The organism is Celeribacter ethanolicus, from assembly GCF_001550095.1.
Lineage (GTDB): Bacteria > Pseudomonadota > Alphaproteobacteria > Rhodobacterales > Rhodobacteraceae > Celeribacter > Celeribacter ethanolicus.
The window spans coordinates 1-16,626 of record NZ_LRUC01000045.1; the positions used below are offsets into that span (position 1 = coordinate 1).

11 protein-coding genes are annotated in these 16,626 nt (G+C 63.2%); all 11 read left to right on the plus strand.

The genetic code is table 11. The annotated features are described in order from the left end of the window. Positions 1 to 3,699, plus strand: a 3,699-nt coding sequence (locus NH195_RS21485) for a beta strand repeat-containing protein (RefSeq protein WP_081423975.1), incomplete at its 5' end; no start/stop codon positions are given. 327 nt (positions 3,700 to 4,026) lie between these two features. Further along, a complete protein-coding gene (locus NH195_RS15865) occupies positions 4,027 to 4,614 on the plus strand; it encodes a DUF6931 family protein (RefSeq protein WP_066709461.1) in 588 nt (195 codons plus the stop codon). A 61-nt stretch (positions 4,615 to 4,675) separates the two neighbouring features. Further along, a complete protein-coding gene (tagH, locus tag NH195_RS15870) occupies positions 4,676 to 6,022 on the plus strand; it encodes a type VI secretion system-associated FHA domain protein TagH (protein WP_066709085.1) in 1,347 nt (448 codons plus the stop codon). A 54-nt stretch (positions 6,023 to 6,076) separates the two neighbouring features. Beyond that, a complete protein-coding gene (locus NH195_RS15875) occupies positions 6,077 to 7,591 on the plus strand; it encodes a type VI secretion system protein TssA (RefSeq protein WP_066709088.1) in 1,515 nt (504 codons plus the stop codon). A gap of 96 nt (positions 7,592 to 7,687) precedes the next feature. After that, a complete protein-coding gene (gene tssB, locus NH195_RS15880) occupies positions 7,688 to 8,239 on the plus strand; it encodes a type VI secretion system contractile sheath small subunit (protein ID WP_066709090.1) in 552 nt (183 codons plus the stop codon). A gap of 52 nt (positions 8,240 to 8,291) precedes the next feature. After that, the gene (gene tssC / locus NH195_RS15885) at positions 8,292 to 9,785 is read left to right on the plus strand and encodes a type VI secretion system contractile sheath large subunit (protein WP_066709093.1); all 1,494 of its coding nucleotides are present in this window, start codon (positions 8,292 to 8,294) and stop codon (positions 9,783 to 9,785) included. Between the two features lie 21 nt (positions 9,786 to 9,806). Then, positions 9,807 to 10,292 (plus strand): Hcp family type VI secretion system effector, encoded by a 486-nt coding sequence (locus NH195_RS15890; protein WP_066709095.1) that lies wholly within the window; start codon positions 9,807 to 9,809, stop codon positions 10,290 to 10,292. A 173-nt stretch (positions 10,293 to 10,465) separates the two neighbouring features. Beyond that, positions 10,466 to 10,993: a type VI secretion system baseplate subunit TssE gene (tssE, locus tag NH195_RS15895; protein WP_066709097.1), complete on the plus strand. Its 528-nt coding sequence runs from the start codon at positions 10,466 to 10,468 to the stop codon at positions 10,991 to 10,993. Then, positions 10,990 to 12,909 (plus strand): type VI secretion system baseplate subunit TssF, encoded by a 1,920-nt coding sequence (gene tssF, locus NH195_RS15900; RefSeq protein ID WP_066709104.1) that lies wholly within the window; start codon positions 10,990 to 10,992, stop codon positions 12,907 to 12,909. Before tssE ends, tssF begins: the two co-directional genes overlap by 4 nt. After that, positions 12,906 to 13,916, plus strand: a complete 1,011-nt coding sequence (gene tssG, locus NH195_RS15905) for a type VI secretion system baseplate subunit TssG (RefSeq protein WP_066709106.1) — start codon at positions 12,906 to 12,908, stop codon at positions 13,914 to 13,916. Before tssF ends, tssG begins: the two co-directional genes overlap by 4 nt. Before the next feature lie 43 nt (positions 13,917 to 13,959). Further along, the gene (gene tssH / locus NH195_RS15910; protein WP_066709108.1) at positions 13,960 to 16,599 is read left to right on the plus strand and encodes a type VI secretion system ATPase TssH; all 2,640 of its coding nucleotides are present in this window, start codon (positions 13,960 to 13,962) and stop codon (positions 16,597 to 16,599) included. Positions 16,600 to 16,626: the final 27 nt, after the last annotated feature.

Below are 16,626 nucleotides of genomic sequence, written 5' to 3' on the forward strand. Positions count from 1 at the left end.
CTCGAACTGGGCGGCGGCACCGTGGCCTCCGTAACCCAGAGCGGCGGGTCGACCACCGTCGACGGCGACACCACCGTGACCGGCACGACCGACATCAACGGTGGGACCTTCGCGGTCAATTCCGGCGCCACCCTCACCGGCAGCGTCGATCTCGATGCAGCCGCCACCTCCGGCACCATCTCCGGCACGGTCGACGGCGATGTCACCAGCGCCACCGATGTCGACGTGGCGAGCACCGGCGAAGTCACCGGCACGCTGTCGAACTCCGGCACGGGATCGAGCAACGCGGGCACGGTCGGCGCGCTGGTCAACTCCGGCGGCACCTTCGACAACAGCGGCACCGTCACCGGCACCACCACGGTCACCGGCGGCACGGTGACCTCTTCGGGCGATCTGACCGGCGGCGCGACGGTGACGGGCGGTACGCTCGACATCACCGGCGGCACCTCGGGCACCCTCGACAACCAGAGCGGCACCCTCGACATCGACGGCGGCAATCTGGGCGCGGTCACCAACGCCAGCACGCTCGAACTGGGCGGCGGCACCGTGGCCTCTGTCGACAACACCACCGGGACCGTCACCATGACCGGCGGTAAAATTACCGGCGATCTCGACAATGCCAACACCATGACGGTCGAGGGCGGCACCTTGTCGGGCAATGTCACCAACTCCGGCACGCTCAATGTCGCGGTCGATCAGACCGTCGGCGGCGATATCGACAACTCCGGCACGCTGGCTCTGACCACGGACGGCATCACGGTCGGCACCAGCGGCACGCTGACGACTTCGGGCAATGTGACCACGGTCGGCACCGGCACGCTGTCGGCGGGCACCATCGTGATCGACAACGCGGCAACCTTCAATGGCGGCACCGATCTCGACGGTTCGGTGGTGCTCGACGGGGACATCGAAAACGCCGCCACACTCACCGTCTCCGGCGACATGACGCTGACCGGCGATCTGACCAACACCGGGGGGCTGAGCTTTGGCGCCGCTCTCGATGCAGGCGGCAACGCGATCACCAACGATGGCGGCAGCTTCGACGTCACTGCGACGGGGTCAATCACCGATGGCGGTCTCCTGACCAACCAGAACGGCGGCGTGATGGGCTTTGCGGACGGCAGCACCAGCACCGTTTCCAGCACGGTCAACACCGGGGCCGGGAGCACGCTCACCGTCGACGGCACCCTCAACAGCGCCGGCGGGATCACCAACGACACGGACGCCACGCTGACCCTCGGTGCGACGGGCGAGATCACGGGCGCGCTCACCAACAGTTCGACCTTCGCGCTGAACGGCGGCTCCGTCGGCGCGGCGAGCAACCTCTCGGGCGGCACCATGACCGTCACCGGCGGCGGCACCGTGAACGGCACGCTCACCAATGCCGAGACGCTCGACATCACCTCCGGCACGCTCACCGTCACCGGTGGCAGCAGTAACAGCGGCACGGTCGACATCGCTGACGGCACGACGCTGGCCTCAGATCTCGACAACAGCGGCGACGTGACCCTGACCGGCGAGATCGACGGCAACCTGACCAACCGGAGCGGTGGCACGGTGACCGTGGACGATGCGGACTCCGCCGTCACCGGCACGACGGCCAACGCGGGCGATCTTCTGATCGACGACGGTGCGGTCCTGACCGCAGGCGGCACGGTGACCAACCAGAGCGGCGGTTTCATTGATCTGGCGGGCGATCTGGCCGGCAATGTGGTCAACCAGACAGGCGGCACGATCGAGACGACGGACGCGGCGGGCCTGATCGACGGCACGCTGACCTCCGCGGGCACGATTGACGTGGACAGCGGCGAGACCCTGACCGTCACCGGGCTGACGACGCTTCAGAACGGATCGCAGACCACGGTCGAAGGCACGTATCTTGGCGACATCACCCTAGACAGCGGGGCCTCTCTGGATGTCGATGCAAGCGCCGTACTCGGCGCGGATACCGATACGAGCACCATCCAGAACGGCGGGGACATGACGCTGGGCGGCGATGTCTATGGCTCCCTGAGTGTGCTGAACAGCGGCTCTCTGCAGGTGTTCGACGATTTCATGCTGACCGGCAGCCTCGCGAACGCGGGCAACATGCAGGTGGAGACCGGCCTGACCATCTCGGCAGGCAGTTCGGCGGCGATCACCAACTCCGGCACACTGATGCTTTACAGCGGCAGCTCGATTGTCGGCCTGACCAACTCCTCGGGGGGCACCACCTCCCTGGTCAACGAAACAGCCGGTGTCGCGAGCACGGCAACGATTGCCTCGCTCGACACCTCCGGCACGCTGGATCTGGCCAACGGTGTCGACACCGATGTGCTGAACATCACCGGCGACGCGGTGATCAACGGCACGGTGGAGATGGATGTCGATCTCTCCGAGGGCTCCAGCACCGGCGACCTCATCGCGGTCGGCGGCAATGTTTCGGGCAACGTCCACCTCAGCTTCAGCAACAGCAGCGGCAGCCTGGGTACAATCGACACGGGCGGAATCACGGTTCTGACCTATGGCGGCACCTCCTCCCTGACAGTGACCGACACCAGCGGACTGGATACCTCGGGCGGTCTGGTGTACTCGCTCACCAAGGTCAACTCCGGCACAGGTTCCGGCAGCTACGTGATCGAAAGCTCGGTCGCCGACGGTGTCAGCGCGGTGGCCTCCTCAGTCGGTCTCATCCAGTCCCTTGTGGGCTCCGTGGTGAACCGCCCGACCTCGGCCTTCGTGGCCGGCTTCAACCCGGGCGAAAACGAACCCTGCGGCTTCGGAAGCTGGGCGCGCGCGACCGGGGGCAAGGCGGATGCCGACGGCAATTACACCGACGTGGGCACCGGGCGCAGCGGCACCAGCCCGCTCAGCCTGAACTATGGCGGGTTGCAGGCGGGCGGTGACTATTCCTGCTTCGGCGGCCATTTCAACGGCTGGAACCTCTCGTTCGGCGGCATCGTCGGGGTCAACACCGGCTCCTCCAAGAACGACGTCTACAGCTTCAGCGCCCTCACCGGGACCTCGACCGACACCGTGGTCAGCCGCACCAAGACCGATTTCGATCAGACCTATGTCGGGGGCTATGTCGTGGCAGAAAAAGATCGCTTCTTCGCCGATCTGCAACTGCGTCTGGAAGACACCGCCTTCACCTCGACCAACAGCGCTGTCGCGGGGTCGAACGGCACCGATCTCGGGCTGACCAATGCGGAATACGACAACACCGGTTACACCGTCTCCGGCTCCATGGGCTATGTCTTCCCGGACATCGACAAACGCGGCCTGAACTTCGTGACGACCGCCGGGTTCTCCTTCACCAGTTCGGAAACCGATCCGATCAACTTCGACAACGGCTCTGTGCTCGAACTCGAAGATGGCAAAACCCAAATCGGTTTCCTCAGCGGATCGCTGTCGAAAACCAAGATCGCCACGGATCAGAAGAGTGCGCTCAACTATTTCAGCACGCTCACGCTCTACAACGACTTCGCGGACGACCGCCTGGCGACCTATACCGACAGTGTGGGCGACACGAGCGATATTTCCCTCGAGTCTCTGGGGGCCTATGGCGAGTTGTCGCTGGGCATGAACTACACCCGCCTGCTGGAGCCGGGTGATTTCGGGGCGGCGAAAATGCTGAACGCCACCATCCGTCTCGACGGGCGCAAGGGTGAAAACCTCGAAAGCTGGGGGATCACGGGCCAGTTCCGTATCCAGTTCTGATCAGACGTGGCCCGCTCAGGCGGGCCATATCGCCTCTGAGGGAAGACGTGTTTTTCCTGTGGGTGATACGATTGCCGACGTCCTGAATATCGGCATGTTGCCCCGGAACCGTTTGACACGCCCCCCTGCACGGTATTCGATTGACGAGATAAGCGATGTATTCAGCGATCAGACACGGCGGCAGCGCCCGGAACGCGTCGGCAAGCCTCTGCAACCGATTATCCGGTGCGGCGGCCCCGGATCGTACCTCCGACAGCCCCGAAGAACGGGACCGGATTGAACAAGGCAACGCGGCGCTTGACAGAGGCGCGTGACGACAGGGAAACCATGATGGATAGTGAACTCGACAGCGAACACACCATGCCCCCCATGCGCAGCTTGCGCTTCGACAGCCCGCAGGCCCTCTACCGCACCATGCCGGAAGTGGGGATTTTCACCAAGCATCGCCCGAGCGAGGACGAGGATGCGCTGGGGTATCTCGAACGGCTGCGCAGTTCGACCACGCCGGAAGATGCGGTGACCTATGCCGCTTTCGCCGCCGAGCCGAAGATGGCGATTTCCTGGGGCGTCGATTGCGTGCGGATGAACCAGCCCAACCTCTCTGCCGAGGACAGCCATCTCGCCAATGCGGTGCTGCAATGGCTCGAATATCCCGGCCATGAAACCCGCTGGCATGCCATGCAGGGCGCGCTTTTCGCACCGCGGCGAACTCCCCTCGTCTATCTCGGCCTCGCCGTCGGCTGGTCCGGTGGCCCGATGGCCCCGAACGACCCGCTGTCCGTGCCGCTCTGGCGCACCCCGAAGGCGGTGAATGTCGCGGTTCTGTCCTCGATCGCCACTCTGGGCCTCGATCATCGCTCGGTGAGCCTTGCGCGCGTCCTCGATCTCGCGGCAGGATTGTTCAGAATCTATTGAAACGTCATGTCCGGTCAGAGCGCTTCCTCGCACCGGACAGGCCCAGCACTTTGAAGACCCTATGCATAGCCTGAAATTGCGCATCGAAAACCACGCCACTCTGCCGAACGGGGGGCCGGTCACCCTGACCCTGTCGGGAGGCTCGGCGCAAGTCGGTCGCAAAGCCGGGATGGATTGGGTTCTGCCCGATGCCTCGCGCCACATCTCCGGGCACCATTTCGATGTGAGCTTTCGAGACGGGCGCTATTACATCACCGATGTCTCCGCCAACGGCACCTTCCTGCATGGCGAACGCTACCGGCTCGACAGCGCCCATGAGGTGCAGGATGGCGATCGCTATACGGTTGGACATTACATCATCCGCGCCACGCTCGAAGCCGGGGCGACAGAGGGGGTGCATGACGGGCTGCAAACCCCGATGGCCACGGCGGCCTCCCCCACCCCCGTGCCCGGTGTCTCCGTACCGCCCTATCAGGCCGATCTCGACGACTGGGCCGACCTGATGCCGCAGACACCGGCACATCACACAAGCGCGGCACAGCCGCCGCTGCAAACGCCCGGGCACATGCCCGACCAGGCGCCACCGACACCCGATATGGGGTTCGTTCCGCCGATGACGCCGCCCCCGCCCATGCAATATGGCGGGCCCGCCGTACCGCCCTCTGGCCCCTCGGCCTGGGAGATGCCCGCAGCGCCTGAGCCTTATGCGCCGCCCCATCCCGGCTTTGCCCCCGAGCCCCCCGCCCCCGCGACGCCGCCCGAACCGCAGCCTTTCTACGGCCAGCCCGCCGCGCCGCTGGCCCCCGAGCCCCCGTCTCATCCCCAGGGGAGCACGGACACACAGGACCGTTTTCTCACCGCTTTCCTCGAAGGCGCCGGGGTGTCGCCGCACGCCGTGCCGGATATTCCGCCGGAGGTGCTTGGACGGATGCTCGGCCAATGCGTGCGCATGTGCACCGACGACTTCATGAAAATGCTGACGGATCGCTCGGCGGTGAAGATGTTCTTTTCCAAGGAAGAGCGCACCATGCTGAACGCTTCGGGAAACAACCCGATGAAGTTCATGCCGGACCGGGACATGGCCTTTGCCGCCATGTTTCTGACGCCCCGCGACGGTTACATGACCGGGCCCGACAGTTTCGCCAATGCGCTGACCGACATTCGTCAGCATCAGGCCGCCGTGGTCGCCGCACTGCAACCGGCGCTGGCGGAGATGCTCGACGGTTTGTCGCCGGACGAGATCGAGACCACGACCGAGGGCGGACGTCTCAGCGGCAAGTCGAAGAAATTCTGGGAAGAGTTCGTGCGACGCTGGGACGACAAGGCAGCAAAGGGCGAAAACGGCATGTTGGATGCTTTTATTGAAGCTTTTTCAAGACATTATGCTGACGCGCTGCGTCGGATGTGACACAGTGGCAGATATCGGAAATGACGAGAGTCGCAGCATGAGGGAGATCGGCAGATGAGTCTGGACTGGGTGAGCAAAGCGCTGGCCGGAGACAGCCCGGCGGGTCCCGATCTCTGGGAAGCCGACGACGCTGAATATGGCGACTACTACTTCTCCGCCCTCGACCGGATCGACATCACCTATGTCAAACCCGGCATGGACAGCGCCACCGTCTTCGACCCTGCGGATGTGGACCTGAAATCCGAACTCTCAAGCATTGATGCGCTGCTGAAGCGCAGCCGCGACCTGCGACTTTTGTCGCTCAGGGCGCGATGGGCAATCCTCGCGGGCAAGCTCGAGGCCTGTGTCGAGAGTGTCGAGGCGATCGCCGGGCTGATGACGGAGATGCCGGACGATGTCCTGCCGACGCTCGAACACGGGCCGGCGGACCGGCTCGATGCGCTCAACGACCTGGGTCATCAGGAAACCATGCTGCAACCGCTGCGTCACCTGAACCTCGCAGGCACGCCGACCACCTATCGGCTGGTGACCGTGGCGCGGGGTGAGATGACCGCGCGCGAGGACGAACAGGATGTCGATCTGGGCGCGCTGATGCGCGAGCTGAGTTTCGCCAAGGATGAAACCGAAGAAGAGCGGCTGGTGCTCAAGCGCTTCCGCAATGCCCTGCACCGAATCAGCGACACGGTGACCAGCGGCCCGAAACCGCAGTTCGGACCGCTCGACAGCCTGTTGTCGGATATTCTGGCCCTGCTCGATGCCGCCGTACCCGACCAGGCCCCGGTGGCGGCCCCTCCGGCCTCTGAGGCGCCTGCGACCAGCGCCGCAGCCCCCCTGGCCGGAGCCACCGCAGCCGCGCCCGCAATGGTCCCCGCCCCGCCGCAGACCGAAATCAAGTCGCAACAGGAGGCCGCCGCCCGTCTGCGCGCGGTGGAACAGTATTTCCGGCATTTCGAACCGTCGTCCGCGGCGCTGTTGCTGGTGACGCAATCGCGCATGCTTTTGGGAAAGTCGCTGATTGAGGCCTTCGAGGTGCTGATGCCCGACACCGCCGAACGGGCCGCGATCAATTTCGCCGAAGACAGCGGGTTTCGCTTGAGTCACGGCCATTTGCGGGCGCTCTCCGATCAGGCGATGAGTGTCACGACACCGCCGCCCGTGATGCCGGAGCCCGAGCCCGCCCCCGAACCGGAGCCCGAGCCGGAAGCCCCGCGCAAATTGTCGATCGACGAGATTCTCGGCATGCACGAATCGGGGGGCTCCGCGCCAAAGCCTGCGCCCCCCAGCCCGGCCCCGACGCCCGCACCGGCCCCGACAGCCGCATCTTCGACGGGGAAAAGCCCCGCATTTGTTCCCCTTGATCCCGACGACGAGGCCGCGCTTCTGGTCGAGGCGGCCCGCTATCCGGTGACAACTTCGCAGGAGGCACAGGCGCAACTGATGTCGATCGAGAGCTATTTCCGGGCCGTAGAGCGCTCTTCTCCCATCCCGATGCTGCTCACAAAGGCCCGTTCCTACATCGGAAAGGACTTCGAATCGTTGATGCGCGAACTGATCCCCCGACAGGTCTGACGCGAAAGCTTCATGAAGTTCGGGCAATTATAGCATTGACATAACAGCGTTTCGTGGGGCTCAATCCCCCGTAGTAAGTTTTGGAGGAAGTGATTTATGGCCTCAGATACGGGCAGCGGACACATTCGACGCAATCGTCCGCCCAGGGTGCATATCGCCTATACGGATCCGATCGACTCGCAGAAGGAAGTCGAGCTTCCTTTCGTGATGGGCGTGATGAGCGATCTGTCGGGCAACACTCCCGGCGTCGAGAAAGCGCCTGTCGATCAGCGCGAATTCGAAAAAGTGACGAATTCCACGCTCGACAGCTACATGCAGAAAAAGGTCAAACCGGGCCTCAGCATGATGGTCGAGAACAAGCTGAAGGACGGCGAGGGGCAAAAACTCGGTGTGACGCTTCGGTTCAACTCGATGGACGATTTCGAACCGGCGCAGATCGCGAAACAGGTTCCGGCGCTCAACGAGCTTCTCGAAGCGCGTCAGCAGCTTGCCGATCTCCTGCTCTACATGACCTCGAAACCGAAGGCTCAGGAGCAGATCAAGGAACTTCTGAACGACCCGGAACGTCTCAAGGTGCTCGCCGCTCAGGCGAAAGCGGAAGCGGACGCCCGCAAGGCCGCGGAAGCGACCGAGACACCGGAAGAGTGACAATCGCATGCGGCCGCCCCGGCGCGCCGCATTTTTACAGGGAGCGTGACAATTGGCAGAAGAAGCCCAGGTCGCATCGGGAGAAGAGAAGTCCGCGCTGAGCGAACTTGAAGACTTCTCCGCCATTCTGAAACAGACGATCAATCCGACGACGGAGGGGGCTGAAAAAGCCATCGACAACGCGCTGGCCACCGTGGTTCAGACGGCCGTTGCCGAACAGACCATCGTCGACGATGACGTGATCGACACGTTGCAGGCGATGATCGCCGGGCTCGACCAACAGTTGAGCGCGCAGGTCAATGAGATCCTGCATGCCGAAGAGTTCCAGAAACTCGAAAGCTCCTGGCGCGGTCTGGCCTACACGGTCAACAATTCGGAAACCGGCGCCTCTCTCCAGGTCGAGGTGATGAACGCCTCGAAATCCGAGCTGGCCTCGATGATGAAACGCTATCCGGGCGCCAAATGGGACCGCTCCCCGCTCTATCGCCAGATCTATGAGCGCAAGATCGGCACCCTGGGCGGTGCGCCCATCGGCGCCATCGTGGGCGACTATTATTTCGATCACTCTTCCGCCGATGTGGCGCTTCTGAGCTCGGTGTCGAAGATCGCCGAAGCCGCGCTTGCGCCCTTCATCGCCTCCGCCGGTCCGCGCCTTCTGGGCCTCGAGAGCTGGAACGACATCGCCAATCCGCCGGACATCGAGGACCTGTTCACGGCCTCCGACTATGCTGGCTGGAATTCGCTGCGCGACAGCGAGAATGCCCGTTTCCTCGGGCTGACCCTGCCCCGCGTTCTGGCCCGCGAACCCTATGGTCCGGACAGCACCATGACCGTCGAAGAGTTCAACTTCGTCGAGGACACCGACGGCCACAAGGGCGAGAAATACTCCTGGATGAACGCGGCCCATGCGATGGCCGTGAACATCAACCGGGCGTTCAAGGAATACGGCTGGACCGTCCGCATCCGCGGCGTTCAGTCCGGCGGCGAAGTCACCAAGCTGCCGACACACCATTTCGACACCGGCGCGGGCGAGACCGATCTCAAATGCCCGACCGAAGTGTCGATCGACGACCGCCGCGAAGGCGAGCTGTCGAAAGTGGGCCTTCTGGGGCTCATTCACCGTCAAAACAGCGACAAAGCCGTCTTCCTCGGCGGCCAGTCTCTGTACAAGCCGAAGAAATACGTGGACCCGGAGGCGACCGCATCGGACAACATGTCCTCGCGCCTGCCTTACATGTTCGCGATTTCTCGCTTCAGCCATTATCTGAAGGCAATGATCCGAGATCAAATCGGTTCGTCGGCAGATAAGGATCAGATCCGGAAAAACCTGCAAAGCTGGATCGATCAATATGTGACGCTCAACCCGGAAAATGCCGATGAGCGTGAAAAGGCGAAGAAACCTCTGGCTGCCGCCAGGGTTGACGTGGTCGAGGACGAACTCAATCCCGGATATTATATGGGCAAGTTCTTCCTCAAACCGCACTTCCAGATGGAGGGAATGGACATTGGGATGAGCCTCGTGTCCAAAATCCCGCCAGCTAAGTAATGATTAACCAAGGAAACTGACATGGCTGTCGATATCTTTCTCATTCTCGACAAAATTAAAGGCGAATCCGTGGACGCAGTGCACGCGGGCTCGATTGATGTGACCGCATGGTCCTGGGGCATGTCCCAGTCCGGCACCACCCACCTCGGCCCGGGCGGCGGCTCCGGCAAGGTCAATGTGCAGGATTTGACCGTGACCAAATATGTCGACATGGCGACGCACGAACTTCTGAAGTCCTGTGCCTCCGGTCTGCATATTGCGGAAGGTGAGCTCATCGTTCGCAAGGCCGGCAGCACGCCGCTCGAATATTTCAAAATCAAGATGACCGACATCATCATCTCGTCCTACACCACCGGCGGTTCCGGCGATGGCATGGACCGTGTGATGGAAACCGTGACGCTGAACTTCGCCAAATACGAAGTGACCTACGCGTCGCAAAAAGCCGACGGGTCCAAAGGTCCGGAAGGCACCGCGGGCTTCGACATCGCGAAAAACGAAGCGGTGTAATCCCATTCGTTTGAAGATTGTCATGCGCCATCCTTTACAGGGTGGCGCATCGACTTCCTGAACTGCTGACGATCCCCTTTTCAGAGCGCCCGCCCGTGTCACCCGCCCCATCCTCATCCCGGCGGCATCAGTCGCGCCAAATTCACGATCGGTCGCGTATCGCACTGATTGACGTGTTCCGGCTCGCCTTCGAGGAAAAGGACGCCCGCGCCGCCCATGTGGTGCATCGCGAGAGAGACAATCTCACCCTGACCTCAGAACTGTCGCAACGCTCCAACGCGCGGCGTCTCGGCGTCGATGAGGAAACGCTGCGTGCGCATGTCCGCGAACACCTGTCCATCCTGATGAACACCATTCGTCTCGACGCGACCGTCGATCTGTCGGACACGCCGCATGTGGCACGCTCAGTGGTCAATTACGGGTTCCAGGATCTCTCCAACATGTCGCGACAGGACCTGATCGCGCCCTATATTTCCCGCTCGATCCGGCAATCCCTGCTCGATCACGAGCCCCGCATCGTCAAACAGTCGCTCAACGTCAAGGTAGAAGCCATCGAAGGCGATGCCCGGCAACGTATCGCCGTTTTCGTGAGTGCCGAGCTGATCGCCGACCCGGCCGACATCGCCATCGAGTTTCAGGCTGATGTCGATCTTGGGGCCGGCAAATGCATGGTCGACAAACCGAAACGCGTCGGCTCATGAAGGACGCGTTCAAGGCAGCTTACGAGCGCGAGCTGGCGCTCCTCAAGGAACGCGCCGCGGCCTTTGCCCTCGAAAATCCGGGGCTGGCGGAGCGTCTCGGCGGGTTGCTCGAGGAAAACCTCGATCCGTCGATTGCCGGACTTCTTGAAGGCAGCGCCTTCATGGCCGCCCGCGTCCAGCTCAACATCGACCAGCAATTCCGCACGTTCAGCCGCGAGTTGCTCGAACAGCTTTTTCCCGATGCCACCGCGCCCCTGCCCTCCGCCATGATGGTGCGCGCGGCGCTGCCCGGCAAACCCGGCGACGTCGCGGAGGGGCGTGAAATTCCCGCGGGCTCCTATCTCGACAGCTCGTTCAGCCAGGCCGAACGCCGGATCACCTGTCGCTATCGTCTCGCCGAACCGCTCACGCTCTGGCCCTTCGCCATCCCGGAGGCGACCTATCACAGCTCCGCCACGCCGCTCAATGCGCTCGGCTGCGACACGCCCTCCGCCGATCAGAACAGCGCGGCCCGCACCGAAGCCGGTCTGGTGTTCACGCTCCGGCGTGGCGGCGGCGGACCGCTCGAAGAGCTGACCTGCGACGCCTTGCCGATCCATTTCACCGGCGCGATGCGCGAAGCCATGGCGCTTTACGAACAGGTGTTCAGCCAGCTCACCCGCATCACCCTGCGCTGGGAAGATCGCAATGGCGATCCGGTTCTGCGCCGCCTGCCGCCCGAGGTGCTGGCTCAGGTCGGTTTCGGTGGTCCCGGGCTGTTCGGCCATGACGAGTTGCTGTTCCCCGGCATCTCCACGCTTCTGGAATATTACGCCTTCCCGCGCAAATTCCTCGGCATGATCTTCACCGACTTGTCGCGCCATCTCGCCGGGATCAAGAGCGACAGCGTGCAGGTGATCTTCGAATTTTCCGCCGTGAACAGCTATCTGAGCACGCGGTTTTCCGAGGCGGACCTCGGTCTCTACTGCGCCCCGGCGGTCAACCTCTTTGAGGACGATGCCCAGCCCATCGCCCTCGACAATCGCCACCATCGCTACCCGGTGGTGCCGAACCGCACCCCGGTGATGAATTACGAGGTGCACCGTGTTCTGGGCGTGCGCGCGCAATATGAGGGCAATCGCGAGCGGGTCGACGTGCTGCCGCTCTATGCCCTGCCCAAGGGACATTCGACCACGCGCCAGACACTGTATTACACGCTCGAACGAGAGCGGCGGCGGTTGACGAGCGAAGAGCTTCGCGCCGGCGGTGTGCGCTACCGCTACGAGGGGACGGAGACCTGGATCACGCTCTACCAGCCACCCGAGCAGGACGAAGCCAACCTCCTGTTCCTGCGCACGCTCTGTTCCAACCGGCACCTGCCTGAGATCCTGCCGATCGCCGACGCGACCTTTCATCTGCTCGACGATCGCAGCGTGCATCTCAAACCGGTGGCAGCGCCGACGAAACCGCGCGAGGCGGCGAGCGAGCTGGACCGCGAGGCCGGGCATCGCAGCCATGCGGGCGACAATTACTGGCGCCTCATCTCGCTTCTGAACCTCAGCCAGCGCGGCTTTACCGGGCGTGACGGCAGCGGCAATATCGAGGCCCTGCGCGAGATCCTGCGGCTGTTCAGCGATGTCTCCGATCAGGTGACACAGGCCCATATCAATGCCGTCCACGAGATGAAGGTGCGCCCGATCACCCGCACGCTGCGCCGTCCCGACGGCTATCACAGCGCGCGCGGCATCGAAATTCGCCTGACCCTCGACGAAACGGTGATTGACAGCGGCGGGATGATCACGCTCTCGGCCATTCTGGATCGGTTCTTTGCCGATTACGCCGCCGTCAACAGCTTTACCCAGCTCACGCTGCTGGATCGTACCGGCAAGCTGCACAAGACCTGGCCACCCAGGTCCGGATCGGGGCCGCTTCTGTGAGCACGGACACGGAAAAAGCCCGCGCCGGGCGGCGCAAGGGCTGGGGGTTTCTAACCCTCATGCGCCATCTGGAGCGGCGGGCGGGCAAGAAACCCCGGGTCGGAGAGAACCTCCGGGTGCGCGACGAGATCGCCCAGATGGGTCAGGACCCGTTCCTGCATTTCCCCGACAGCGATCTCTCTGACGTCGACCTCTCGGCCAATCCGCCGGTGGTGCGCCCACGCTTTCTCGGCCTCTTCGGCCCCTTCGGCCCGATGCCCTCCGCGATCACCCGCGAGGCGGCGCATTGGCAGGCCAACGGCGACGCCTCCTTTGTGCGCTTCGCCGACCTGCTCACCGCGCGGTTCCAGCAACTGTTCTACCGAAGCTGGTCGGACGCCCGCGCCATCACCCAGTTCGATCACCCCGCGGGCGGGCGCTTTCCCGATCAGCTCCGCGCCTTTACCGGCGATGCCGGCCTGCCGCATCGCAACAGAGGCGCGGTCGATGACATCGTGCGGGTGCGCTACACCGCACTCGCCATGGGCCGGGTCAAAAGCCCGGTCAAACTGCGCGAGCTGCTCAAGGCGCATTTCGAATTGCCGGTGCGGGTCGAAGAGTTCGTCGCGAGTTGGCTGCCCTTTGCACCCGAGGATCTTTCCAAGCTGGGACAACAGGGCATGACCCTGGGCCAGAACCTGCGGGCGGGCCGTCGGGCACGCTCGCTGGGCGAGACACTGACGCTGCATCTCGACTGCCGCGATATGGCGCAGTTCAAAGGGTTTCTGCCCGGCCGGCCGCAGGCGCGTGAACTTCAGGACCTCGTGACCGGCTATCTCGGGCCGTTCTTCGACGTCAACGTCGCGCTCTGGCTGCCGCAAGGCGCGATTGCGCCGGCGCAACTCGGCCAGAGCATGGAGCTTGGCTGGATGAGTGCATTGCCATTGGGCGTGCAGGCGACACCGAACATCACGAACGGGAACCGGGTGCAGGTCTGCCGCTTCCGGATCACACAGGATATAACTTAAAGGGCCGACAGGGTCCGTAAAGGGTAATAGGGGACAAGATATTATGGCTGCGGAAATTCAGGTCGAAACCTATGCGGGCAAGCTCAATCGCACCGGGTATGACGCGTTTATCAAGGCGATGCGCCAGGCGCGTGGCGAAGGCCATCGCCATGTCGATCTGCTGCATTGGCTCTACCATGTGGTCTCCGATCCGAAGAGCGACATCTCGGTGATGATCGGCGAGTTCGGCCTCGACCGGGCGCGGGTTCTGACCGATCTGACCAATGCGCTGGCGAAGCTCGACAAGAACGTGACCGAGATGCCGGTGGTCTCCGAGATCATGAGCGCAACTCTGAACAACGGCTGGGTCTATGCCACGCTTTTGTTCGGTGAGGCCCAGATCCGCACCGGGCACGCGCTTGTCGCGATCCTGTCCCATGGCGAGCGCAAACGCGTGTTGCAGCGGCTCTCGCCAACACTGGGCGATCTCTCGCCCGAGCGCGTGGTGAGCGAAGGCCCGCGGGCCTGGTCGGCCTCGAACGAGGAAAACCTGCAACCGATGGACGGCTCGTCGATTGGCGCGGGCGGCACCTCCGCCGATGGGGTCGAAGGCCCCGGTGCCTCCACCGCCCTTGGCCGCTTTGCCAAGGACATGACCGCAGCGGCGGACAGCATGGACCCGATCGTGGGGCGGGACGACGAGATTCGCCAGATCGTCGACGTGCTCCTGCGCCGTCGCCAAAACAACCCGATCCTCACCGGCGAGGCGGGGGTCGGCAAGACCGCCGTCGTGGAAGGCTTTGCCCAGAGGCTCGCCAAAGGCGATGTGCCCGACAAGCTCAAGGGCACGAAGCTGTTCGAGCTGGACATCCAGTCGATGCAGGCCGGCGCCTCCATGAAGGGTGAATTCGAGCAGCGGCTCAAATCCGTGATCGACGAGGTGCAAAACTCGCCGACCCCGATCATCCTCTTCATCGACGAGGCACATACGCTGATCGGGGCGGGCGGGAACGCCGGCACAGGCGATGCCGCCAACCTGTTGAAACCGGCCTTGGCACGCGGCACGTTGCGCACCATCGCCGCCACCACATGGTCCGAATATCGCAATTATTTCGAAAAAGACCCGGCGCTGACCCGCCGCTTCCAGCCGGTGAATGTGGACGAGCCGGATGTGGCGCGCTGTACCTATATGCTGCGCGGCATCCTAGGCCCGATGGAGGCGCACCACGGCGTGCGGATCTCCGATGAGGCGATCGTCGCCGCCGTCTCGCTGTCGCATCGCTACATCCCGGCGCGGCAATTGCCGGACAAGGCGGTGTCGCTTCTGGACACCGCCTGCGCGCGGGTTGCGGTGTCGCAGGCCGCCCTGCCCGCCCGGATCGCCGATATGCGCGAAAAACTGCGCGAGCTTGAGGCAGAGATCGCCTCGAAAACCGCCGAGCGCGAATTGGGCCAAACGGATGAAGAACGCATCCTCGAGGCCGCCGAAGAAAAACAGAAGATCGCCGACGAACTGGTCGGGATCGAAGCCGCCTATGAGGCGGAAAAGGCACTGGTCGACAGCATTCTGGAACTGCGCGCAAGCCTTGGCGCCGACGAGGCCGAAGACGTCGATCCGGCAGAGGTCCGCGCCGATCTGGCTGCCAAGCTTGCAGAACTCGAAGGCGCCAACCCCGACGAGCGTATGGTCTACGCCCATGTCGATGCGCAATCCGTGGCCTCGGTGATTTCCGACTGGACCGGCATTCCGGCGGGCCGCATGGTGCAGGACGAGTTGGAGGCAGTTCTCACGCTGGCGGACCGGTTGAAAGAACGTGTGATCGGACAGGATCACGGGCTTCAGACCATCGCCAAACGCATCGAAACCTCGCGCGCAGGCCTGGCCAACCCGGAAAAACCCATCGGCGTGTTCATGCTCTGTGGCCCCTCGGGCGTCGGTAAAACCGAAACCGCTCTGGCACTCGCTGAGGCGCTTTACGGTGGCGAGCAGAACATCATCACCATCAACATGTCCGAATTCCAGGAGGCCCATTCCGTCTCGCTCCTGAAAGGCGCGCCTCCGGGCTATGTCGGCTATGGCGAGGGCGGGCGACTGACCGAAGCGGTGCGGCGCAAACCCTATTCCGTGGTGCTTTTGGACGAGATCGAAAAGGCCCACCCGGACATCCACGAGCTGTTCTTCCAGGTCTTCGACAAAGGCATCATGGAGGACGGCAACGGTCGCCCGATCAATTTCAAGAACACTTTGATCCTGTTGACCTCAAATGTCGGCACCGAGGTGATCATGGAGATGGCCGAGGACGGCAACACCAAGCCGGACGTGGACGAATTGTCTGCTGCGCTGAAACCGTTCCAGCTTGATGTCTTCCCGCCCGCGCTTCTGGGTCGGATCGTGTCGATCCCCTATTTCCCGCTGGGCAAAGAGGCGCTGGCGGACATCACCCGGCTCAAACTGCGCTCGGTCGCCAAACGCCTCAAGGCCTCGCACAATGCCGAACTGGTCTATGGCGCGGATGTGATGGATTACATCACCGAGCAATGCCGCGACCCCGACAGCGGCGGACGGATGATCGACAATATCATCACCAACTCCATCCTGCCGGAACTGTCGCGCCATGTGTTGGAGCGCATGGTCTCGGGCGAGGAGTTTGCGCGGGTGAATGTGACCCGGACGGAAGATGCATTTGAGTATGAGTTTGCCTGAGGCCTGGAAGCTAAGGCGACGCCCACA

What these genes read in the sequence shown, in the direction of transcription:
- NH195_RS15865 (WP_066709461.1), top strand. Translation starts at nt 4,027, where the DNA reads ATGATGGATAGTGAACTCGACAGCGAACACACCATGCCCCCCATGCGC.
- tagH (WP_066709085.1), top strand. Translation starts at nt 4,676, where the DNA reads ATGCATAGCCTGAAATTGCGCATCGAAAACCACGCCACTCTGCCGAAC.
- NH195_RS15875 (WP_066709088.1), top strand. Translation starts at nt 6,077, where the DNA reads ATGAGTCTGGACTGGGTGAGCAAAGCGCTGGCCGGAGACAGCCCGGCG.
- tssB (WP_066709090.1), top strand. Translation starts at nt 7,688, where the DNA reads ATGGCCTCAGATACGGGCAGCGGACACATTCGACGCAATCGTCCGCCC.
- NH195_RS15890 (WP_066709095.1), top strand. Translation starts at nt 9,807, where the DNA reads ATGGCTGTCGATATCTTTCTCATTCTCGACAAAATTAAAGGCGAATCC.
- tssF (WP_066709104.1), top strand. Translation starts at nt 10,990, where the DNA reads ATGAAGGACGCGTTCAAGGCAGCTTACGAGCGCGAGCTGGCGCTCCTC.
- tssH (WP_066709108.1), top strand. Translation starts at nt 13,960, where the DNA reads ATGGCTGCGGAAATTCAGGTCGAAACCTATGCGGGCAAGCTCAATCGC.